The sequence below is a fragment of the Streptomyces sp. NPDC023723 genome, assembly GCF_040639815.1.
GTDB lineage: Bacteria > Actinomycetota > Actinomycetes > Streptomycetales > Streptomycetaceae > Streptomyces.
Genome location: NZ_JBFAAP010000005.1, coordinates 22,152 through 48,138, shown reverse-complemented (window position 1 = coordinate 48,138; position 25,987 = coordinate 22,152). Strand labels below are relative to the sequence as shown.

Here is a 25,987-nt window from a genome sequence, read left to right as displayed (position 1 = left end):
GTCATGCGTGTGCCGCTCGGTCAGGCGTGGTCGTCGGCGAACTCGGCCTCGAGGTCGTCCACTTCGTCCTGGGCGAGCGCCAGCAGGGAGAAGTCGGAGGGGGTGTGGCCGCCGGCGCCCGGGTCCGCGTCGGTGTGGGCGGCGAGCCCGGCCAGCATCTCCAGCCAGAGCCGACCGAGCCGCTCGGCGTCGCTGTTCTCGATCAGCGTGCCGGGCCAGGCCAGCGAGACCGTCAGTGCCGGCCCGGCCGGGGTGTCCTCGACCAGCGCCACGGCCTCCAGCGCGTGCCGGGCGGGCGTCTGCGGATCGGCTGCCCCGCCCAGCCCCGACCCGCTTGCGGGCTCCCAGGCACCGCCCGGTCCGTCCGCCCGGCCGACCGGGAACCGCCCCAGGTAGTTGAAGCCGAGCTGCGGACCGGGCAACGCCGCCAGCACCGGGCCGGTCTCGGCGTTGAGGTGACGCAGCAGCTCGTACCCGAGCCCGTCGCCCGGAACGGCCTGCGCCTGTTCCTTCACCGTCTTCAGCAACGCACCGGCCGCCGGGCCGCCGGTGCGCGCCCGGCCCAGCCGTACGCCCCCGAGCCGCAGCCGCACCGGATGGGTGCTGGCGAACCAGCCCACCGTCCGGGACAGGTCCACCCCGTCGGCCGTCGTCTCGCGTCCGTGTCCCTCCACGTCCACCAGCAGCCCGGCGGCACATTCCGGCCGCCAGACGCCCACGGCACCGGCCAGCGTCGCCAGCAACACCTCGTGCACACCGCAGTGGAAGGCGGCGGGGGTACGGGTGACCAGGGTGTCGGCCTGCGCGGCCGGTACCCGCCAGGGCCGGCGCACGGTGTCCGCCTCCGTGTCCCGGGCCGGGTCCAGGGGACGCCGGCCGAGCAGCGGCTCGCGGTCCGCGAGGAGGTTCGTCCACGGCTCCAGCTCCGCCGTGCGTCGCGCGCTGACGGCTTCCGCGGCCAGCACCTGCGACCAGCGCCGGAAGGACGTACCGACCGGGGCCGGCGCGGGTGTCCGTCCGGCGAGCACCGCTTCGCAGGCCGCGCGCAGGTCCGGGACGAGGATGCGCCAGGACACCCCGTCGACGACCAGGTGATGCACCACCAGTAGCACCCGGCCCGGTGCGTCGGCTCCCGCGTCCACCCAGACCGCCTGCACCATCACACCGGCCGCCGGATCCAGCCGCTCGACGGCCGCCCGCGCCGCCGCCTCCACGACACGGTCCAGCCCAGCACCATCCTGCCCACCGGCATCCACCCGCGACACCAACACCGCACCATCGACCGACCCCGGAGCCCCGACCACCAACCGGCCCTCGCCGGCCACCAGACGGGCCCGCAGCATGTCGTGCGTGTCCAGCAGCGCCCGCACCCCGGCCGACAGCACGTCCAGCCCGAAGCGGACCGGGGCGCGTACGACCATCCACTGCGCGAACGCCGACCGCGCCGCCGCATCGCCCACCGACTTCATCACCGGCGTGAACGCGACCTCACCGGTCCCCACATCCCGCACACGGGCGCTGCCGGCCCCGACCGGCTCCACCACCTGCGCCAGCCGCGCCGGGGTCCGCTCCTCGAACACCTGCCGGGGCGAGACCACCCAACCCGCGCGCCGCGCCCTCGACGCCAACTGCATCGACATGATCGAATCCCCGCCCAGCGTGAAGAAGTCGTCGTCGACCCAGGCTTCCGGCGCACTGAGCACCTCGGCGAAGAGGCCGCACAGCGCCTCCTCCGCCGGGGTCGTCGGTGCCCGTCCCGGGCCGCCTGCCACATCCGGGGCGGGCAGGGCGGTTTGGTCGATCTTGCCGTTGGGGGTGAGGGGCAGCTCGTCGAGGAGTACTACGGCGGCGGGGACCATGTACTCGGGCAGCCGCTCGGCGGCGAACGCCCCGATGGCCGACGCTTCACCGCGAGCGACGACGTACGCGATGAGCCGGTCGTCGCGAACCGTGACGGTGGCCTGGGCGACGTCGGGGTGGGCGGCGACGACGGACTCGACCTCGCCGAGTTCGATCCGGAAGCCGCGGATCTTCACCTGCTCGTCGGCGCGGCCCGCGAAGTGCAGCAACCCGTCGTCCGACCACCGGGCCAGGTCACCCGTCCGGTACATCCGCTGCCCGGGCAGGAACGGACAGGCCACGAACCTCTCAGCGGTCAGATCCGCGCGCCCCAGATACCCGCGTGCCAGACCGGGACCGGCCAGATACACCTCTCCCACCATGTCGGGGGCTATCGGGCGCAGGAAGTCGTCCAGCACGAAGACGCTCGTGTTCGCCAGGGGCCGGCCGATGGCCGGCGGCGCGTCCTCCGGCGTAACGCCCTCCGCGATCTCCACCGCCGTCGCCATCACCGTGGCCTCGGTCGGACCGTACGTGTTCCACACGCCGCCCTGCGCCCGCCAGCGCGCCGCGAGATCGGCGTTGAGCCGCTCCGCACCCAGCACCCAGTTCCGTACCCCCGGCACCGCCTGCGGGTCCAGGACCCCCAGCAGAGAAGGCACCACACTGGCCACCGTCACCCCAGCCTCGCGGATCATTACCGCCAACGCCTGCGCGTCCCTACGCTCCTCGGCCGTCGCGATCGCCAGCGTGCCGCCGTGGGCGAGCGTGGCGGTCACATCCAGCACCGACGCGTCAAAACTGAACGAGGCGAACTGCAACGTCACCTCACCCGGCCCCGCACCCAGCACCGGCCCCATCGCCGCCACCAGATTCGCCAGACCAGCATGCGCGACCGCCACACCCTTGGGTCGTCCCGTCGACCCCGACGTGTAGATCACGTAGGCCAGACGATCTGGATCGAAGGGCACGTTCAGCGGCTCCGCAGACTCCGCAGCCACCGCGTCACGAGCCTCGGACAACCATTCCCCGTCGAGCACCAACGCCGCACCGCTGTCGGCCACCATGAACGCCAGCCGGTCCGCCGGATACTCCGGATCCAGCGGTACGTACGCCGCCCCGGCCTTCCACACGCCGAGTATCGCCACGACCATGTCCACGCCCCGGGACAACCGCAGCCCCACCCGCGACTCCGCACCCACCCCGTGCCTGCGCAGGAACCGGGCCAACCGATTCGCCCGCGCCTCCAACTCCCCGTACGACACCGACTCGGTACCGCAGCGCACCGCCGCATTCCCCGGCGCCCGCACCGCCCACTCCGCGAACAGCTCGGGTACCGTCGCCGAGCCGATCGGGCGGTTGGTGTCGTTCCACTCCCCCACCACCAACGCCCGTTCGCCGGCGATCAGCACATCGATGTCGCTGAGCCGTACCCGCGGGTCGGCCGCGATCTGTTCCAGCACCCGTACCAGTCGGCGCCCGATGCGGTCGGCCTGCTCCTGGTCGAAGAGGTCGGGCCGGTAGGCCAGTTCGATGCGGAGGCGGTCGTGCGGGGTGACGCCCACGGTCAGCGGGTAGTTGGTCGCCTGCTGGGTCGCGCCGCCGGAGATGGTGTACGTCTCCTTGCGGTCCGGCTTCTCGGGAGCCCGGGGGAAGCTTTCGTAGACCACCAGGGTGTCGAAGCCCGCGCCGGGCCCGGCGACTCGCTGTACCTCCGCCAGCCCGAGGTGCTGATGGGCCAGCAGCGCGGTCTGCCGTTCCTGGAGCGCGCCGAGCATGTCCAGCACCGACTGCTCCGGCTGGAGGCGGACCCGGACGGGCAGGGTGTTGATGAGGAGGCCGACCATGGTCTCCACCCCCGGCAGCTCCGGTGGACGGCCCGCCACCGTCGCGCCGAACACCACGTCGGCACGCCTGGTGAGGCGGGCGAGCACCAGCGCCCAGGCGCCCTGTACCACCGTGTTGACGGTCAGGCCGTGTTCCCTGGCCAGTCCGGTGAGGGTGGCGGTGGCCGTCTCGGGCAGTTCCAGGGTGTGTTCGCGTGGCAGTACGGCGGCGCGCCGCCGGTCCTCGGCGACGACCAGTGTCGGCCCGTCCGTTCCGGCCATCTCGCGCTGCCAGGCGGCGCGTGCCTCGTCCTTGTCCTGGCGGCTCAGCCAGGCCAGGTAGTCGCGGTACGCGGCGGCGGGCGGGAGCGTGCGGGCGTCGCCGCCGGCCGCGTAGATCTCGGCCAGTTCGGCCAGCAGGACCGGCATCGACCAGCCGTCGAGCAGGATGTGATGTGTCGTCAGGACCAGTTGGTGGCGTTCGTCGGCGAGCCGGATCAGCAGCAGACGGAGCAGGGGTGCGACGGCCACGTCCAGCCGGTGGGCGCTTTCGCGTGCGGCGAGTGCGGCCGCTTCGGCCGTCTGCTCGGTTTCCGCCAGGCCGGACAGGTCGGTCGCCTGCCAGGGCAGGTCCACCTCGTGGGCGATGAGCTGGACCGGTGCGCCGGACTTGCGCTGGTGGAAGCTGGCGCGCAGCGCGGCGTGGCGGTTGAGCAGTGCCTGCCAGGAGGCCCGGAAGCGGTCGGGGTCCAGTGGTCCGTCGATGGAAATGACGGTCTGAAGGGCGTAGACGTCCGGGCCGCCGGTGTCGAAGGAGGTGTGGAAGAGCAGCCCTTCCTGGAGCGGTGACAGCGGCCAGACCTCCGCGAGAGCAGCCGCCTTGACCGGGGTTGTCTTCTTCACTGGGACTGCCCACCTTCGCGTTCTGCGGCTATCGCTTCGAACTCTTCGACTTCGTCCTGGGTGAGTGCGAGCAGGGGGAAGTCGGAGGGGGTGTGGCCACCCGCCCCGGTGTCGGCCTCGGTGTGGGCGGCGAGTCCGGCCAGCATCTCCAGCCAGAGCCGGCCGAGCCGCTCGGCGTCCGCGTCCTCGATGAGGGTGCCGGGCCAGGCCAGCGAGACCGTCAGCTCCGGCCCGTCCGGGGTGTCCCGCACCACCGCTCCGGCGTCCAGCAGGTGCAGTACGGGTGCCTCCGGGTCGGCGGCGCCTCCGGGTCCCGCCTCGGCCGCCGGTTCCCAGGCGCCGCCGGTGGAGTCAGTGGTGGCAGCGGCGGCGAACCGGCCCAGGTAGTTGAAGCCGATCTGCGGGACAGGCAATGCTGCCAGCACGGGAGCGGTCTCGGCGTTCAGGTGACGCAGCAAGCCGTAACCGAGGCCGTCCCCGGGCACATTCTGCACCTGCTCCTTCACCGCCTTCAGCAGCACACCGGCCGCCGGACCCCCGGCCCGCACCTGCTCCAGATCCGTCCCACCCACGGCCAGCCGCACCGGATGCACACTGGTGAACCACCCCACCGTCCGCGACAGATCCACCCCCTCCACCGTCACCTCACGCCCATGCCCCTCCACATCCACCAGCACGTCATCACCAAGGCCGGGCCGCCAGGCAGCCACCGCCCCGGCAAGCGTCGCCAGCAGCACTTCATGCACCCCACAGTGGAACGCCGCCGCGGTACGCCCCACGAGCGTCTCGACCACCCCCACCGGCAACCCCCACTCACACCGCCGCAACACCGCCACCGTGTCCCGGACCGGATCCAACAGCCGCCCACCCAGCAACGACCCCCCACCGGCCAGAACCCGCTCCCACCCCGAAAGCTCCGCCCGACGCCGCGCACTCACCGCATCCAGGGCCAGGAGGCCGGACCAACGCCGGAAGGACGTACCCACCGCGTCCAGCACGGGCCGGCGCCCCGCCGCCACCGCCTCGCAGGCCGCACGCAGGTCCGGGACGAGGATGCGCCAGGACACCCCGTCGACGACCAGGTGATGCACCACCAGCAGCACCCGTCCCGGTGCGTCGGCCCCCGCGTCCACCCACACCGCCTGCACCATCACACCGGCCACCGGATCCAGCCGCTCGACGGCCGCCCGCGCCGCCGCCTCCACAACACGATCCAGCCCAGCACCATCCTGCCCACCGGCATCCACCCGCGACACCAACACCGCACCATCGACCGACCCCGAAGCACCGACCACCAACCGGCCCTCGCCGGCCACCAGACGCGCCCGCAGCATGTCGTGCGCGTCCAGCAACGCCCCCACCCCGGCCGACAACACCTCCACACCGAGCTGCGGCGGGGCCACTACGGCCATCCACTGCGCGAACGCCGACCGCGCCGCCGTGTCACCCACCGACTTCATGACCGGCGTGAACGCGACCTCGCCCACGCCGGACACTTCCCCGGCCGGTGTCCGTTCGGCCGACTGATGGGCGACCAGTGCCAGCCGCGCCGGGGTTCGCTCCTCGAACACCTGCCGGGGCGAGACCACCCAACCCGCGCGCCGCGCCCTCGACGCCAACTGCATCGACATGATCGAATCCCCGCCCAGTACGAAGAAGTCGTCGTCGACGCCGACTTCCTCCGCGCCCAGTACCTCGGTGAAGAGGCCGCACAGCGCCTGCTCCGCCGGGGTCGACGGGGCTCGGCCCGTGCCCGCCGGGGCCCGCTCGGGGGCCGGCAGGGCGGCGCGGTCGATCTTGCCGTTCACCGTCAGGGGCAGCGCGTCCAGCACGACCAGCGCGGTCGGGACCATGTACTCCGGCAGCCTGGCGGCCGCGAACTCCCGAACCGCGTCGCGGTCGAGCGGCTCGCCGGACACCGGGACCAGGTAGCCGACGAGCCGTTTCTCGCCCGGCTGGTCCTCGCGTACGGCGATGGTGGCGTGGGCGACCCCGGGGTGCGCGCCGATCACCGACTCCACTTCCCCGGGCTCAATGCGGAAGCCGCGGATCTTCACCTGCTCGTCCGCCCGGCCCTGGAAGAGGAGCTGTCCCTCCGGGGTCCACCGGGCGAGGTCGCCCGAGCGGTACATGCGGGCGCCCTCGACGTAGGGGCAGGCCACGAACCGTTCCGCCGACAGGCCCGGGTGTCCGGTGTAGCCGCGGGCCAGGCCCGGGCCGACGATGTACAGCTCGCCGCTGGACCCGGCGGGCACGGGTTGCAGGAAGGCGTCGAGGACGAAGACGCGTACGTTCGTCATCGGCTGTCCGATGGGCACCGTGTCCCCGCCCCCCGCGGACAGCGGTGGGCTCATGGCGGCGCACACGGTCGTCTCCGTCGGCCCGTAGGCGTTGACCAGCCGCCGCCCCGACGACCACCGGTCCGCGATCCCCGCCGGGCACACCTCACCGGCCACCGCGACCGTCTCCAGCGTGTCCGGCAGCGTGTCCGCGACGGCCAGCAGGCTCGGCGGCACGGTGACGTGGGTGGCCCGGGTCCTGCGCAGCGCCTCGGCCAGCGACACGTTCGGCGGCAGCTGCTCGGTGCCGGCCACCACCAGTGTGCTGCCGGACAGCAGGGCCATGCACAGCTCCGACACGGCCGCGTCGAAGCTCAGCGAGGCGAACTGGAGGACCCGGGAACCGGGGTGGACGGCGAACCGTTCGATCTGCGCCTGCGCGAGGTTCGCCAGCCCGGCGTGCAGCACCTCCACGCCCTTGGGGCGGCCCGTCGAGCCCGAGGTGTAGATGACGTACGCCGCGTGCTCCGGCTCCAGCGGACCGAGCCGCTCCGCGTCCGCGACCGCACCGGGCCGGCGGCCCGCCACGGCCTCGGCGACGGCCGGGTCGTCCACGACCAGCGCACGGTCGGCGAACTCTTCCGGCACGCTGCCACGCGACCGCGCGGAGCACACCACCAGGGCGGGGTCGGAGTCCCGCAGCATGTACTCCACCCGGTCCGGCGGGTAGCCCGGGTCCACGGGGACGAAGACCCCGCCCGCCATGGAGACCGCGAGCAGCGTCAGCACCGTCGTCACCGAGCGCTCGGCGACCACCGCGACCCGGCACTCGGGTCCCACGCCGCCCGTCGCGATCAGGTGCCGTGCCAGCCGGCCGGCCTCGGCCTCCACCTCGGCGTACGACAGTGTCCGGCCGGACTCGGCCGATGTCAGCGCCGGAGCGTCGGGGGTCTGGCGCACCTGCCGTCGGAACAGCACCGGCAGTGGGGCGGCGGCCACCGGCCGGGCGGTGTCGTTCCACTGCGCGAGTCGCGCGCGCTCGTCCTCGGCCAGCAGACTGACCCGGCCCACCGGGACGGTCGCGTCCGCTGCCAGTTGTTCCAGGACGCACAGCAGCCGCGCCTGCTGCCGTGCCGCCCAGTCCCGGGTGAACAGGTCGGGGCGGTAGACGACCTCGCCGGCCAGCCGGTCGCCGGGAGCCATGATGAGGGCGAGCGCGTAGTGACTCGCGTCCTGCGACTTGCCGTCCGGCCGGATGGCCAGGGCATCGGCGGAGTCGGCGGCCGAATCGTCGGCGGTGCGAGGGTAGTTCTCGTAGACCACCAGTGTGTCGAACTCCGCGCCGGAACCGGCCGTCCGCTGGATCTCCGCCAGCCCCAGGTGCTGATGGCCCATCGTCGCCACCTGACGTCGTTGCAGGTCGGTGAGCATGTCCACGGCCGGCTGCGCCGGGTCCAGGCGGACCCGCACCGGGAGGGTGTTGATGAACAGGCCGACCGCGCTGTCCAGGCCCGGCACGTCGGCAGGCCGTCCGGCCACCGTGCTGCCGAACACCACGTCGGTACGCCCGGTCAGCCGCGCCAGCAACAGTGCCCACGCTCCCTGGACCACCGTGTTCATGGTCAGGCCACGGGTACGGGCCAGGTCGGCCAGTCCGTCCGTCAGCTCGCGGGAGCACTCGAACTCCAGCGGGACCGGCCGCGCCGGAGCCCGGGTGGACTCCGCCGCCGCCACCCGCGAGGGTCCTTCGGCACCGGCCAGTTCGGCCCGCCACATGGCGCGTGCCGCTTCCTTGTCCTGCCGGTCCAGCCAGGCCAGGTACTCCCGGTAGGAGGTCGCGGGCGGCAGGGCCCGCGCCTCGCCGTCCGCCTCGTAGGCTGCCGACAGTTCGTCGAACAGGACCGGCAGCGACCAGCCGTCCACCACGACATGGTGGGTCGTGACCACCATGCGGTGCCGGTCCGCACCGAGCCGGATCAGCAGGACGCGCAGCAGCGGGGGTTCGGTCAGGTCGAACCGCGTCGCCATCTCCGCGGCGCACAGCCGCTCCACCTCGGCGTCCGCCCGCGCCGCCGGCAGCCCGCTCACGTCGGCCTCCCGCCACGGCACCGTGACGTGTCCGGCGATCACCTGCACGGCCTCGTCCGCGACACCCCGATGGAAGCCCGCCCGCAGCACGGGGTGCCGGGCCACGACGGCCTGCCACGCCCCGCGCAACCGCGCCGCGTCCAGCGGTCCGGTCAGCAGCAGCGCCCGCTGCCCCTCGTAGACGTCGGGCCCCTGCTCGGCGAGGGTGGTGTGGAAGAGCAGCCCCTGCTGGAGCGGCGACAGCGGCCATACGTCGACCAGGTCCGGGACCGCCGCCTCGAGTTCCTGGACGGTGTCCTGGGTGAGTGCGAGCAGGGGGAAGTCGGAGGGGGTGTGGCCACCGGCCCCGGTGTCGGCGTCGGTGTGGGTGGCGAGTCCGGCCAGCATCTCCAGCCAGAGCCGGCCGAGCCGCTCGGCGTCCGCGTCCTCGATGAGGGTGCCGGGCCAGGCCAGCGAGACCGTCAGCTCCGGCCCGTCCGGGGTGTCCCGCACCACCGCTCCGGCGTCCAGCACATGTGCGGCGGGCGCATGCGGGTCGGCCGCACCCACCGGCCCGGCGCCGGCCGCCGGTTCCCAGGCGCCGCCGGTGGAGTCCGTGGCGGGAGCGGCGGCGAACCGGCCCAGGTAGTTGAAGCCGATCTGCGGGACAGGCAACGCTGCCAGCACGGGAGCGGTCTCGGCGTTCAGGTGACGCAGCAAGCCGTAACCAAGGCCGTCCCCGGGCACATCCTGCACCTGCTCCTTCACCGCCTTCAGCAGCACACCGGCCGCCGGACCCCCGGCCCGCACCTGCTCCAGATCCGTCCCACCCACGGCCAGCCGCACCGGATGCACACTGGTGAACCACCCCACCGTCCGCGACAGATCCACCCCCTCCACCGTCACCTCACGCCCATGCCCCTCCACATCCACCAGCACCTCGTCACCAAGGCCGGGCCGCCAGGCAGCCACCGCCCCGGCAAGCGTCGCCAGCAACACTTCATGCACCCCACAGTGGAACGCCGCCGCGGTACGCCCCACGAGCGTCTCGACCACCCCCACCGGCAACCCCCACTCACACCGCCGCAACACCGCCACCGTGTCCCGGACCGGATCCAACAGCCGCCCACCCAGCAACGACCCCCCACCGGCCAGGACCCGCTCCCACCCCGAAAGCTCCGCCCGCCGCCGCGCACTCACCGCATCCTGGTTGAGGAGATCGGACCAGCGCCGGAAGGAGGTACCCACCGCGTCGAGTGCGGGTGTCCGTCCGGCGAGCACCGCTTCGCAGGCCGCGCGCAGGTCCGGCACGAGGATGCGCCAGGACACCCCGTCGACGACCAGGTGATGCACCACGAGCACCACCCGGCCCGGTGTGTCGGCCCCCGCGTCCACCCAGACCGCCTGCACCATCACACCGGCCGCCGGATCCAGCCGCTCGACGGCCGCCCGCGCCGCCGCCTCCACAACACGGTCCAGCCCAGCACCGTCCTGCCCACCGGCATCCACCCGCGACACCAACACCGCACCATCGACCGACCCCGAAGCACCGACCACCAACCGGCCCTCGCCGGCCACCAACCGCGCCCGCAGCATGTCGTGCGTGTCCAGCAGCGCCCCCACCCCGGCCGACAACACCTCCACACCGAGCTGCGGCGGGGCCACTACGGCCATCCACTGCGCGAAACCGTTGCTGGCCGCCGTGTCACCCACCGACTGCATCACCGGCGTGAACGCGACCTCGCCGGTACCGACGTCCCGCACACGGGCGCCGCCGGCCCCGACCGGCTCCACCACTCGCGCCAGTCGCGCCGGGGTCCGCTCCTCGAACACCTGCCGGGGCGAGACCACCCAACCCGCGCGCCGTGCCCCCGACGCCAACTGCATCGACATGATCGAGTCGCCGCCCGAACTGAAGAAATCGTCGTCGACTCCGACTTCCTCCTTGTCCAGTACGTCGGCGAAGAGGTCGCACAGGACTTCCTCGACCTGGGTCGTGGGTGCCCGTCCCGGGCCGCCTGCCACATCCGGGGCGGGCAGGGCGGCCTGGTCGATCTTGCCGTTGGGGGTGAGAGGCAGCTCGTCGAGGAGTACGACGGCGGCGGGGACCATGTACTCGGGCAGCCGCTCGGCGGCGAACGCCCGGATCGATGACGGTTCGCTGTCGCGGGACACGACATATGCGATCAGTCGCTCGTCGCGGACCGCGACGGTGACCTGGGCGACGTCGGGGTGGGCGGCGACGACGGACTCGACCTCGCCGAGTTCGATCCGGAAGCCGCGGATCTTCACCTGCTCGTCGGCCCGGCCCACGAAGTGCAGCAGCCCGTCGTCCGACCATCGCGCCAGGTCACCGGTCCGGTACATGCGGGTGCCGGTGTCGAAGGGACTGGCCACGAACCGCTCTGCCGTCAGGTCCGCGCGGCCCAGATACCCACGCGCCAGACCGGGACCGGCCAGATACACCTCACCGACCGCACCGACCGGCGCCGGCCGCAGGAACTCGTCCAGCACGAAGACGCTCGTGTTCGCCAGGGGCCGGCCAATCGCCGGCGGCGCATCCTCCGGCGTAACACCCTCCGCGATCTCCACCGCCGTCGCCATCACCGTGGCCTCGGTCGGACCATACGTGTTCCACACGCCGGCCCGCGCCCGCCAGCGCGCCGCGAGATCGGCGTTCAGCCGCTCCGCACCCAGCACCCAGTTCCGTACCCCCGGCACCGCCTCCGGGTCCAGGACCCCCAGCAGGGACGGCACCACACTGGCCACCGTCACCCCGGCATCACGGATCATCCCCGCCAACGCCTGCGCGTCCCTACGCTCCTCACTCGTCGCGATCGCCAGCGTGCCGCCGTGGGCGAGCGTGGCGGTCACATCCAGCACCGACGCGTCAAAACTGAACGACGCGAACTGCAACGTCACCTCACCCGGCCCCGCACCCAGCACCGGCCCCATCGCCGCCACCAGATTCGCCAGACCACCATGCGCGACCGCCACACCCTTCGGCCGACCCGTCGACCCCGACGTATAAATCACATACGCCAGACGATCCGGATCGAAGGACACATTCAGCGGCCCCTCGGACTCAACCGCGATCGCCTCTGCCGCACCCGACAGCCAGCCGTCATCGATCACCAACGCCGCACCGCTGTCGGCTGCCATGAACGCCAGCCGGTCCGCCGGGTACTCCGGATCCAGCGGCACATACGCCGCCCCGGCCTTCCACACACCGAGTATCGCCACGACCATGTCCACGCCCCGGGACAACCGCAGCCCCACCCGAGACTCCACACCCACCCCGTGCCTGCACAGGAACCGGGCCAACCGATTCGCCCGCGCCTCCAGCTCCCCGTACGACAGCTCCACCGCGCCACACCGCACCGCCGCGCTCTCCGGCGCCCGCACCGCCCACTCCGCGAACAGCTCCGGCACCAACCCGGCACCCACCGCACGCCCGGTGTCATTCCACTCCTCGACCACCCGCACCCGCTCACCAGCATCGAGTACGTCGATGTCGCTGAGCCGGGTCCCCGGGTCGGCCGCGATCTGCTCCAGCACCCGCACCAGCCGCCGCACGACCTGCTCCGCCTGACCCGCGTCGAACAGATCGGGCCGGTAGTCCAGCCGCAGCCTCAACTCCGCCGGGTCCACCCCGAGCGCCAGCACGAAGTTGGTCGACTCCCGCATCCCCGCACCCGTCACCACCACCGAACCCAACGACGACGGCACATCCGGATCACCCGGAAAATTCTCGAACGCCAGCAGACTGTCGAACCCCGCCCCAGGCCCCACCAGCCGCTGAATCTCACTCAGCCCAAGATGCTGATGATCCAGCAACCCCGACTGCTCCCCCTGCACCACACCCAACAACTCCACCACCGACCGGGAACCATCCAAACGCACCCGAACCGGCACCGTGTTAATGAACAACCCCAGCATGCTCTCCATACCAGGCAACTCCGCCGGACGACCCGCCACCGTCGCCCCGAACACCACATCACGCCGCCCCGCCAGCGCACCCACCACCACAGCCCACGCCACCTGCACCACCGTGTTCACCGTGACACCCGAGCCACGGGCCAATCGCTCGAGGTCACGAACGTGCTGGGGCATGAGCTGGGCGCTGACGTTCGCGGTCTCACCGGGTGAGCGCGCCGGGTCAGCCGGCGCTACTAGCGTCGGTTCCTCGACGCCGGCCAGCGCCCGACGCCAAGCGTCCCGTGCCGCATCCCCGTCCTGCCGGGCCAACCACGCCGCATACTCCCGATACGGCGTCACCACCGGCAGCCCCACCCCACTGCCACCCGCCGCATAAGCAGTCCAGACCTCACGCAGGAGAATGGGCAGGGACCAGCCGTCCAGCACCAGGTGGTGCAGGGTGACCGCCAGCCGCCAGCGGTCCTCGCCCACCTTCACCAGCAGCACCCGCAGCAACGGAGGCCGGGCGAGGTCGAAGCGCCGGGCCCGCTCCTCGACCGCGATCCGCTCGGACTCCGTCCACGCCACCTCGTCCGGTGCCTGCGACAGGTCCATCTCGCGCCAGGGCAGTTCGACGCCCTCGGCGATCACCTGTACCGGCTGCTCAAGGCCCGAGGGCTGCCAGAACCCCGCCCGCAGACCAGCGTGCCGGTCCACCACCGTCTGCCACGACGCCCGCAACACCCCGGCGTCCACGGGCCCCCGCACATCCAGCACCAACTGCTCGACATAGACATCCACGGACTCGACGTCGAACAGCGAGTGGAAGAGCAGGCCCTCCTGCAACGGCGAGACCGGCAGCACCTCCACCAGCCCCGCCACAGCCGTCTCCGCCTCCTCCACCTGACTCTGGTCCAACGCCACCAACGGGAAGTCCGACGGCGTAAACCCACCACCACCGCACTCCTCCACATGCGCCACCAGACCCGACAGCATCGCCGCCCAGCCCTCGACCAACGCCCGCGCCGACTCCTCCCCCAACAACCGCTCCGGCCACGACACCGACAACACCAACTCCGGCCCCCCGGCCAGATCCCGCACTACACCCATGACCTCCAACGCATGCAACACCGGAAAGTCCCCACCCACACCCCCACCGATCACGTCCTCACCGACGGGCAGCCAGTCCCGGTCTCGTCCCGCCTCGGAGGTTCGGGCGTCGACGCGTCCGAGATAGTTGAAGCCGATCTGCGGGGTCGGCAGTCCTGCCAGCACCCCCGCCGTCTCCGCATTCAGATACCGCAACACCCCGAAACCGAGACCATCCCCAGGGACCGCCCGCACCTGCTCCTTCACCCGCTTGACCAACACCCCCGCGGCCCCACCACCACACCGCACCGCACCACCATCAACATCACCCGCGTCCACCCGCACCGGACGCACACCCGTGAACCAGCCCACCGTCCGCGACAGATCACCACCGTCACCCAACGGCACCCGCCCATGCCCCTCCACATCCACCAAAAAACCCGACAGCCGCCCGCCACCAGCCGCCGCCCACTCCGACACCGCCCCCACCAGACCGGCCAGCAACACATCCTCAACACCCGCACCAAACGCTGCCGGCACACCCCCCAACAACCCCACCGACACACCCACCGGCACCCGCACCGACACCCGACGCACCGACGACTCCACATCCCGCACCGGATCCAGCACCCCACCCAGAACCGGCCCAGCCCCCTCCAACAACCCCCTCCACACCCCAAGCTCACCCAACCGCTCACCACTGTCCGCCTGCGCCGCCAGCCCTCGCGCCCAATGCCGGAACGACGTCACCACCGGCTCCAGACCGGCACCACGACCCGCGGCCAACTCCCCGTACGCCAACGCCAGATCCGCCAACAACACCCGCCAGGAAACGGTGTCCATCACCAAGTGGTTCGCCACCAGCAGGAGCCGTCCGCTATTCCCGGGTCCGGCGTCGAACCAGACCGCATCGAGCATCACACCGGCCAGCGGGTCCAACCGACCCACCGCCTCACCGGCATGTACCCCCACCAACGCCTCCAGCTCACCCCCGCCCAAACCAGCCGCATCAACCCGCCGCACCCACACCCGCTCCGGCACCTCCACCGGCACCACCAACCGCAACCCCGCCACATCCGACACCAACCGCGCCCGCAACACCTCATGCCGCACCACCAACGCCCGCACCGCAGACGCCAACACCTCAACATCCACACCCACCGGCGTCGCCACCACGCTGGACTGCACGGCTTGGCCGAGGGCGCCGAGCCCGACCCGCTCTATCAGTTCATGCATCACCGGCGTCAGCGGCACGTCACCCACGCCGGGCTCCCCGCTAGCGACCGAGCTGTCGGCCACCGCTTCAGCGATCAGGGCCAGCCTGGCCGGTGTCTGCTCCTCGAACACCTGCCGCGGTGAGAGGGCCCATCCAGCGCGCCGCACACCGGACACCAGAAGCATCGACAGGATCGAGTCGCCGCCCAACGCGAAGAAGGAGTCGTCGACGCTCACCCGCTCCAGCCCCAGCACCTGGGCGAAGAGGTCACAGAGCACCGCTTCGACCGGAGTCGCCGGGGCCCGGCCCAGTTCGCGTCCGGCCTCGGGAGCGGGCAGGGCGGCCTGGTCGATCTTGCCGTTGGGGGTGAGAGGCAGTTCGTCGAGGAGTACGACGGTGGCGGGGACCATGTACTCGGGCAGCCGCTCGGCGGCGAACGCCCCGATGGCCGACGCTTCACCGCGAGAGACGACGTACGCGATGAGCCGGTCGTCGCGAACCGTGACGGTGGCCTGAGCCACATCCGGATGGGCGGCGACGACGGACTCCACCTCGCCGAGCTCGATCCGAAAGCCGCGGATCTTCACCTGGGCGTCGGCCCGGCCCGCGAAGTGCAGCAACCCGTCGTCCGACCACCGCGCCAGGTCACCCGTCCGGTACATCCGCTGCCCGGGAACGAACGGACTGGCCACGAACCGCTCCGCCGTCAGCTCCACCCGCCCCAGATACCCACGCGCCAGACCGGGACCGGCCAGATACACCTCACCGACCGCTCCGACCGGTGCCGGCCGCAGGAACTCGTCCAGCACGAACACCCTTGTACCGGCAAGCGGCCGGCCTATTGCGGGCGGCGCATCCTCCGCTGTGACGTCCTCCGCGATCTCCACCGCCGTCGCCATCACCGTGGCCTCGGTCGGACCGTACGTGTTCCACACGTCCGCCTGCGCCCGCCAGCGCGCCGCGAGATCGGTGTTCAGCCGCTCCGCACCCAGCACCCAGTTCCGTACCCCCGGCACCGCCTCCGGGTCCAGGACCCCCAGCAGGGACGGCACCACACTGGCCACCGACACTCCGGCATCACGGATCATCCCCGCCAACGCCTGCGCGTCCCTACGCTCCTCACTCGTCGCGATCGCCAGCGTGCCACCACTGGCCAGCGTCACCGCCACATCCACTACGGACGCGTCAAAACTGAACGAGGCGAACTGCAACGTCACCTCGCCCGGCCCCGCACCCAGCACCGGCGCGACTGCCTCGACCAGGTTCACCAAGCCACGGTGCGCGACCGCCACACCCTTCGGCCGACCCGTCGACCCCGACGTATAAATCACATACGCCAGACGATCTGGATCGAAGGACACATTCAGCGGCCCCTCGGACTCAACCGCGATCGCCTCTGCCGCACCCGACAGCCAGTCGTCATCGATCACCAATACCGCACCACTGTCGGCCACCATGAACGCCAGCCGGTCCGCCGGATACTCCGGATCCAGCGGCACATACGCCGCCCCGGCCCGCCACACACCAAGCATCGCCACGACCATGTCCACGCCCCGGGACAACCGCAGCCCCACCCGGCTCTCGGCACCGACACCCGAGCGTTGCAGGTACCGCCCCAGTTGATTCGACCGCTCGCGCAACGCTGCGTACGACAGCGTCTCGGAACCGCACCGCACCGCCACGGCGCTCGGCGCCGCGACAACCCGGTCGTCGAACAGCTCCCACCACGAAGCCGTCGCTGCCGACCGAGCAGGGCCGTTCCACGCCTCCACCACTCGCGTCCGCTCGCCGGCGACCAGTACGTCGATGTCGCTGAGCCGGGTCCCCGGGTCGGCCGCGATCTGCTCCAGCACCCGCACCAGCCGCCACACGACCTGCTCCGCCTGATCCGCGTCGAACAGATCGGGCCGGTAGTCCAGCCGCAGCCTCAACTCCGCCGGATCCACCCCGAGCGCCAGCACGAAGTTGGTCGACTCCCGCATCCCCGCACCCGTCACCACCACCGAACCCAACGACGACGGCACATCCGGATCACCCGGAAAATTCTCGAACGCCAACAGGGAGTCAAACCCCGCCCCAGGCCCCACCAGCCGCTGAATCTCACTCAGCCCAAGATGCTGGTGATCCAGCAACCCCAACTGCTCCCCCTGCACCACACCCAACAACTCCACCACCGACCGGGAACCATCCAAACGCACCCGAACCGGCACCGTGTTGATGAACAACCCCAGCATGCTCTCCATACCAGGCAACTCCGCCGGACGACCCGCCACCGTCGCCCCGAACACCACATCACGCCGCCCCGCCAGCGCACCCACCACCACAGCCCACGCCACCTGCACCACCGTGTTCACCGTGACACCCGACCGGCGAGCGAGTTCACCCAGTGCCTCGGCCACCTCGGCGCCCGGTGCGATCGTCAGTTGGCGGGGTTCGACCACGGCGACCCGCGGCACGGTCGGTGCTACTAGCGTCGGTTCCTCGACGCCGGCCAGCGCCCGACGCCAAGCGTCCCGTGCCGCGTCCCCGTCCTGCCGGGCCAACCACGCCGCATACTCCCGATACGGCGTCACCACCGGCAGCCCCACCCCACTGCCACCCGCCGCATAAGCAGTCCAGACCTCACGCAGGAGAATGGGCAGGGACCAGCCGTCCAGCACCAGGTGGTGCAGGGTGACCGCCAACCGCCAGCGGTCCTCGCCCACCTTCACCAACAGCACCCGCAGCAACGGGGGCCGGGCGAGGTCGAAGCGCCGGGCCCGCTCCTCGACCGCGATCCGCTCGGACTCCGTCCACGCCACCTCATCCGACGCGCTCGACAGGTCCACCTCGCGCCACGGCAGTTCGACACCCTCGGCGATCACCTGCACCGGCTGCTCAAGACCCGACGGCTGCCAGAACCCCGCCCGCAGACCAGCATGCCGGTCCACCACCGTCTGCCACGACGCCCGCAACACCCCGGCGTCCACAGGCCCCCGCACCTCCAGGAGCAGCTGCTCCACGTACACGTCGGTGCCGCCCTGATCGAACAGCGAGTGGAAGAGCAGGCCCTCCTGCAACGGCGAGACCGGCAGCACCTCCACCAACCCCGCAACAGCCGCCTCCGCCTCCTCCACCTGACTCTGGTCCAACGCCACCAACGGGAAGTCCGACGGCGTAAACCCACCACCACCGAACTCCTCCACATGCGCCACCAGACCCGACAGCATCGCCGCCCAGCCCTCGACCAACGCCCGCGCCGACTCCTCCCCCAACAACCGCTCCGGCCACGACACCGACAACACCAACTCCGGCCCCCCGGCCAGATCCCGCACTACACCCATGACCTCCAGCGCATGCAACACCGGAAAGTCCCCACCCACACCCCCGCCGACACTTCCGCCGAAGTCATCACCGATGAGGTGCCATGCCTCGTCGCGGCTGCTGAAACGCCCGAGATAGTTGAAGCCGATCTGCGGGGCCGGCAGCCCCGCCAGCACCCCGGCCGTCTCCGCATTCAGATACCGCAACACCCCGAAACCGAGACCATCCCCAGGGACCGCCCGCACCTGCTCCTTCACCCGCTTGACCAACACCCCCGCAGCCCCACCACCACACCGCACCGCACCACCATCAACATCACCCGCATCCACCCGCACCGGACGCACACCCGTAAACCAGCCCACCGTCCGCGACAGATCACCACCCTCACCCAACGGCACCCGCCCATGCCCCTCCACATCCACCAAAAAACCCGACAGCCCCCCGCCACCAGCCACCGCCCACTCCGACACCGCCCCCACCAGACCAGCCAGCAACACATCCTCAACACCCGCACCAAACGCCGCCGGCACACCCCCCAACAACCCCACCGACACACCCACCGGCACCCGCACCGACACCCGACGCACCGACGACTCCACATCCCGCACCGGATCCAGCACCCCACCCAGAACCGGCCCAGCCCCCTCCCACAACCCCCTCCACACCCCAAGCTCACCCAACCGCTCACCACTGTCCGCCTGCGCCACCAACCCCCGCGCCCAATGCCGGAACGACGTCACCACCGGCTCCAGACCGGCACCACGACCCGCGGCCAACTCCCCGTACGCCAACGCCAGATCCGACAGCAACACCCGCCACGACACCCCGTCGACCACCAGATGACTGGCCACCAACAGCAACTGCCCCTCAGCCCCCGGCCCACCGTCGAACCACACCACATCCAGCATCACACCGGCCAACGGGTCCAACCGACCCACCGCCTCACCGGCATGCACCCCCACCAACGCCTCCAACTCACCCCCACCCACACCAGCCACATCAACCCGCCGCACCCACACCCGCTCCGGCACCTCCACCGGCACCACCAACCGCAACCCCGCCACATCCGACACCAACCGCGCCCGCAACACCTCATGCCGCACCACCAACGCCCGCACCGCAGACGCCAACACCTCAACATCCACACCCACGGGTGTCCTGACTCGGTTGGACTGGACGACCTCGCCCAACCGGCCGAGCCCGACCCGCTCGATCAGTTCACACATCACCGGCGTCAGCGGCACGTCACCCACACCGGGCTCTCCATCCCCGGCCGGACCGTCGCCCAGTACGTCCGCCACTCCCGCCAGCCCGGCCGGTGTCCGCTTCTCGAACACTTGCCGGGACGAGATGGCCAAACCCGCGCGCCGGGCCCCGGACACCAAGAGCATCGACAGGATCGAGTCGCCGCCCAGGAGGAAGAAGTCGTCGTCGACCCCGACTTCCTCAGCGCTCAGTACGTCGGCGAAGAGGCCGCAGAGCACTGCCTCGACCGGGGTCGACGGCGCCCGGCCCGCCCCGCTTTCCGCCTCGGGGGCCGGCAGGGCCGTTTGATCGACCTTGCCGTTCGGCGTCAGCGGCAGCCCGTCCAGCACCATCACCGCAGACGGCACCATGTATTCCGGCAACCTCGCGGCAGCGAACTCCCGCACTGCCGAAGGCTCACCGCGCGACACCACGTACGCGACAAGCCGCCCATCCCGCGCCACGACGGTGGCCTGAGCCACATCCGGATGGGCGGCGACGACCGACTCGACCTCGCCGAGTTCGATCCGGAAGCCGCGGATCTTCACCTGCTCGTCGGCGCGGCCCGCGAAGTGCAGCAACCCGTCGTCCGACCACCGCGCCAGGTCACCAGTCCGGTACATCCGCTGCCCGGGCAGGAACGGACAGGCCACGAACCGCTCAGCGGTCAGGTCAGCGCGGCCCAGATACCCGCGTGCCAGCCCAGGACCGGCCAGATACACCTCTCCCACCATGTCGGGGGCTACCGGGCGCAGGAACTCGTCCAGCACGAAGACGCTCGTGTTCGCCAGGGGGCGGCCGATGGCCGGCGGCGCATCCTCCGCTGTGACGTCCTCCGCGATTTCCACCGCCGTCGCCATCACCGTGGCCTCGGTCGGACCGTACGTGTTCCACACGCCGGCCCGCGCCCGCCAGCGCGCCGCGAGATCCGCGTTCAGCCGCTCCGCACCCAGCACCCAGGTCTTCACGCCCGGCACCGCCTCCGGGTCCAGGACCCCCAGCAGAGAAGGCACCACACTGGCCACCGTCACCCCGGCATCACGGATCATCCCCGCCAACGCCTGCGCGTCCCTACGCTCCTCGGCCGTCGCGATCGCCAGCGTGCCACCACCGGCCAGCGTCACCGCCACATCCAGCACCGACGCATCGAAACTGAACGACGCGAACTGCAACGTCACCTCACCCGGCCCCGCACCCAGCACCGGCCCCATCGCCGCCACCAGATTCGCCAGACCACCATGCGCGACCGCCACACCCTTCGGCCGACCCGTCGACCCCGACGTATAAATCACATACGCCAGACGATCCGGATCGAAGGACACATTCAGCGGCCCCTCGGACTCGGCCGCGATCTCCTCTGCCGCACCCGACAGCCAGCCGTCATCGATCACCAACGCCGCACCGCTGTCGGCCACCATGAACGCCAGCCGGTCCGCCGGATACTCCGGATCCAGCGGTACGTACGCCGCCCCGGCCCGCCACACACCAAGCATCGCCACGACCATGTCCACGCCCCGGGACAACCGCAGCCCCACCCGGCTCTCCGCTCCGATGCCGAGCCGGAGCACATACCGCGCCAGCCGGTTCGCCCGCGCCTCCAGTTCGGCGTACGTCAGTGCCGCGGACCCGCACCGAACCGCCGCGCTTTCCGGCGCCCGCGTTGCCCATTCCGCGATCAGCTCCGGCACCGTCGCCGGCCCGACGGGTCGCCCGGTGTCGTTCCACCGTTCGACCACGAGTGCCCGTTCCCCCTGGTCCAGGAGGGTCAGCGCGCCGACACGGGTCTCCGGGTCGGCCGCCATCTGCTCCAGAACGCGGACCAGCCGCCCCGAGAGCACCTCGGCCGCGGCCGTGTCGAAAAGGTCCAGCCGGTGGTCGATCCGCAGTTCCAGACCGTTGATCGGGTTGACGCCGAGCGTCAGGGCGTAGTGGGTCGATTCGCGTACGCCGGACCCGATGAGGCGCAGAGGGGCGGGCGGGCCGCTTTCGCCCGCACGGTAGTTCTCGAACGCCAGCAGGGTGTCGAAGGCCGCTCCGGGTCCCGCCAGCCGCTGAATCTCGCTCAGTCCGAGATGCTGATGTTCCAGCAGCCCGGACTGCTCCGTCTGCACCGTGGCCAGCAACTCCGCGACCGAGCACGCCCCGTCCAGGCGCACCCGTACCGGCACCGTGTTGATGAACAGTCCCAGCATGTGCTCCATGCCGGGCAGCTCGGCCGGTCGACCCGCCACCGTCGACCCGAACACCACATCACGCCGGCCGGCCAGCGCACCGACCAGCACCGCCCACGCCACCTGCACCACGGTGTTCAACGTGACGCCGGACCGACGAGCGAGCTCGCGCACTGCTGCGGCCAGCTCTGTGCTCGGGGCGAAGACGTACTGGTCCGTCACGGCCGGTTCGAGCTCGCCGGTGGTGGGAGCGATCAGGGTCGGCTCCTCGGCGCCGGCCAGGGCCCGGCTCCATGCCTCCCGTGCCGCGGGCCGGTCCTGGGCCTGGAGCCAGGCGTAGTACGCACGGGACGGGAGGGCCGGTGCAAAGGCGTCGGTGGTGCCGCCGGCCGCGTAGGCTGCCCAGACTTCGCGCAGGAGAATGGGCAGGGACCAGCCGTCCAGCACCAGGTGGTGCAGGGTGACCGCCAACCGCCAGCGGTCCTGGCCCACCTTCATCAGCAGCACGCGCAGCAACGGAGGCCGGGCGAGGTCGAAGCGCCGGGCCCGTTCCTCGACCGTGATCCGCTCGGACTCCGTCCACGCCACCTCGTCCGGTGCCTGCGACAGGTCCATCTCGCGCCAGGGCAGTTCGACGCCCTCGGCGATCACCTGCATCGGCTGCTCAAGACCCGACGGCTGCCAGAACCCCGCCCGCAGACCAGCATGCCGGTCCACCACCGCCTGCCACGACGCCCGCAACACCCCGGCGTCCACAGGCCCCCGCACCTCCAGGAGCAGCTGCTCCACGTACACGTCGGTGCCGTCCTGGTCGAACAGCGAGTGGAAGAGCAGGCCCTCCTGCAACGGCGAGACCGGCAGCACCTCCACCAACCCCGCAACAGCCGCCTCCGCCTCCTCCACCTGGCCCTGGTCCAACGCCACCAACGGGAAGTCCGACGGCGTAAACCCACCACCACCGAACTCCTCCACATGCGCCACCAGACCCGACAGCATCGCCGCCCAGCCCTCGACCAACGCCCGCGCCGACTCCTCCCCCAACAACCGCTCCGGCCACGACACCGACAACACCAACTCCGGCCCCCCGGCCAGATCCCTGACCAGCCCTTCCACTTCGAGGGCGTGCATCACGGGTGCGTGGCCGGCGATTCCCTCGCCCAGACCGTCGCCGATGAGGTGCCATGCCTCGTCGCGGCTGCTGAAACGCCCGAGATAGTTGAAGCCGATCTGCGGGGTCGGCAGTCCTGCCAGCACCCCCGCCGTCTCCTCATTCAGATACCGCAACACCCCGAAACCGAGACCGTCCCCAGGGACCGCCCGCACCTGCTCCTTCACCCGCTTGACCAACACCCCCGCGGCCCCACCACCACACCGCACCGCACCACCATCAACATCACCCGCGTCCACCCGCACCGGACGCACACCCGTAAACCAGCCCACCGTCCGCGACAGATCACCACCGTCACCCAACGGCACCCGCCCATGCCCCTCCACATCCACCAGAAAACCCGACAGCCCCCCGCCACCAGCCGCCGCCCACTCCGACACCGCCCCCACCAGACCGGCCAGCAACACATCCTCAACACCCGCACCAAACGCCGCCGGCACACCCCCCAACAACCCCACCGACACACCCACCGGCACCCGCACCGACACCCGACGCACACTGGTCCCGAGCCACTGAGGACGGTCCGCCGGCCGGGCCGGCAGCACCGCCTGGGCGTCCCGCAGGAGTTCGGTCCACTCGGGGAGCTCGCTCAGCCGTTCGTCGCTGTCCGCCTGCGCCACCAACCCCCGCGCCCAATGCCGGAACGACGTCACCACCGGCTCCAGACCGGCACCACGACCCGCGGCCAACTCCCCGTACGCCAACGCCAGATCCGCCAGCAACACCCGCCACGACACCCCGTCGACCACCAGATGACTGGCCACCAGCAGCAGCTGCCCCTCAGCCCCCGGCCCACCGTCGAACCACACCACATCCAGCATCACACCGGCCAACGGGTCCAACCGACCCACCGCCTCACCGGCATGCACCCCCACCAACGCCTCCAACTCACCCCCACCCAAACCAGCCGCATCAACCCGCCGCACCCACACCCGCTCCGGCACCTCCACCGGCACCACCAACCGCAACCCCGCCACATCCGACACCAACCGCGCCCGCAACACCTCATGCCGCACCACCAACGCCCGCACCGCAGACGCCAACACCCCACCATCCACACCCACGGGTGTCGCGACACGTGCCGACTGGTAGACCTCGCGGACGTCCTGGGGTTCGACCCGGGCGAGCAGTTCCCGCATGACGGGGGTCAGCGGGATCTCGCCGGTGGCATCGGCCGCGCCGTCCTCGGCCGGGCCGGCGGTGAGCGGGCGGGCCAGGGCGGCCAGGCGGGCCGGGGTGCGGTGCTCGAAGACCTCGCGGGTGGTGATGACGTAACCGGCCCGGCGGGCTCCGGAGACGACCGTCATCGACAGGATCGAGTCGCCGCCCAGAGCGAAGAAGTCGTCGTCGGCGCCGGTGGTCTCCTGTCCCAGGACGTCCGCGAAGAGGCCGCAGAGCAGTTCTTCGACGGGCGTGGACGGTGCGCGGCCCGGCCGGCGCGCCGGCTCCGGGGTGGGCAGGGCGGCCGTGTCCACCTTGCCGTTCACCGTGAGCGGCAGGGTGTCCAGCACGGTCACCGTCGCCGGGACCATGTAGTCGGGCAGCCGCTCGGCGGCGAACGCGCGCAGGTCCACCGGGGCGGGGGCGCCGTCGGCGGCGACGTACGCCGTGAGGCGGCCGTCCCGAACCAGGACCACCGGCTGGGTGACCGCCGGGTGGGCGGCGAGGACCGACTCGACCTCGCCGAGTTCGATCCGGAAGCCGCGGATCTTCACCTGGGCGTCGGCCCGGCCCGCGAAGTGCAGCAGCCCGTCGTCCGACCACCGGGCCAGGTCACCGGTCCGGTACATGCGCTGCCCGGGCAGGAAGGGGCAGGCCACGAACCGCTCGGCGGTCAGGTCCGCGCGGCCCAGGTAGCCGCGGGCCAGCCCGGTACCGGCCAGATACACCTCACCGACCGCACCGGCCGGCGCCGGGCGCAGTGACTCGTCCAGCACGAAGGCGTGCGTGCCGTCGAGGGGGCGGCCGATCGGCGGCGGCGCGTCCTCGGCGGTGGCGGTCCGGGGGATCTGCACGGCGGTGGCCATCACGGTGGCCTCGGTGGGACCGTAGGTGTTCCACAGACCGGTGCGGGCCCGCCAGCGGGCCGCGAGACCGGCGTTGAGCCGCTCCGCGCCCAGCAGCCAGTTCCGTACGCCGGGCACCGACTGCGGGTCGAGGGTCGACAGCAGGGACGGGACGACGCTGGCGACGGTGACACCGCTGTCGCGGATCATCCGGGCGAGCGCCGCGGGGTCCGAGCGCTCCTCGCTCCTCGCGACGGCCAGGGTGCCGCCCGCGGCCAGGGTGGCGGCCAGGTCGAGCACCGACGCGTCGAAGCTGAACGACGCGAACTGCAGGGTCGTTTCGCCCGGTCCGGTGCCCAGGATCGGTGTCATGGCGTCCACCAGGTCCACCACGGCGCGGTGTGCGACCGCGACGCCCTTGGGGCGGCCGGTGGAGCCCGAGGTGTGGATCACGTAGGCGAGTTGGTCGGGGTCCAGTGGTACGTCGAGGGGGGTGTCCGGCTCGGCCGCGATCGCCTGGCCGGCCGCCGTCAGCCAGTCGCCGTCGATGACCGGTGCGGCCCCGCTGCTGGTGATCATGTGGTGCAGGCGGTCCGCCGGGTACGCGGGGTCGAGGGGTACGTACGCGGCGCCGGCCCGCCAGACGCCCAGGACGGCCACCACCAGGTCGGCGCCGCGGGCGAAGCCGAGCCCCACCCGGGACTCGGCCCCCACCCCGGACCGGCGCAGATGGCGTGCCAGTCGGTTCGCCCGGCGGTCCAGCTCCGCGTACGACACCGTCTCGGTCCCGCAGCGCACCGCCACCGCCCGGGGAGTCCGGGCCGCCCACTGTGCGATGCGGGCGGGCACGGACGACCAGGCCGCCGGGGTCGCCGACGGGGCGGACGTGGGTGCCGTGGTCCGCGGCTGGTCCGAGTGGTCCGCGTGGTCCGGGCGAAGCGGGCGAGAGTCAGGCAT

The 25,987-nt window shown here is 71.7% G+C and carries 2 protein-coding genes; both read right to left on the bottom strand.

Annotated elements, in window-relative coordinates; translation table 11 throughout:
- Positions 1 to 20: 20 nt before the first annotated feature.
- The gene (locus AB0G32_RS08465; RefSeq protein ID WP_361160029.1) at positions 21 to 4,568 is read right to left on the bottom strand and encodes an amino acid adenylation domain-containing protein; all 4,548 of its coding nucleotides are present in this window, start codon (positions 4,566 to 4,568) and stop codon (positions 21 to 23) included.
- Positions 4,565 to 25,987 carry a non-ribosomal peptide synthase/polyketide synthase gene (locus AB0G32_RS08460; RefSeq protein WP_361160026.1) on the bottom strand — a complete coding sequence of 7,141 codons (21,423 nt, stop codon included), beginning with the start codon at positions 25,985 to 25,987 and terminating at the stop codon, positions 4,565 to 4,567. Before AB0G32_RS08460 ends, AB0G32_RS08465 begins: the two co-directional genes overlap by 4 nt.

Bases quoted from the DNA above. Each gene is read 5' to 3' on its own strand.
- AB0G32_RS08460 (WP_361160026.1), bottom strand. From the start codon at position 25,987: ATGCCTGACTCTCGCCCGCTTCGCCCGGACCACGCGGACCACTCGGAC.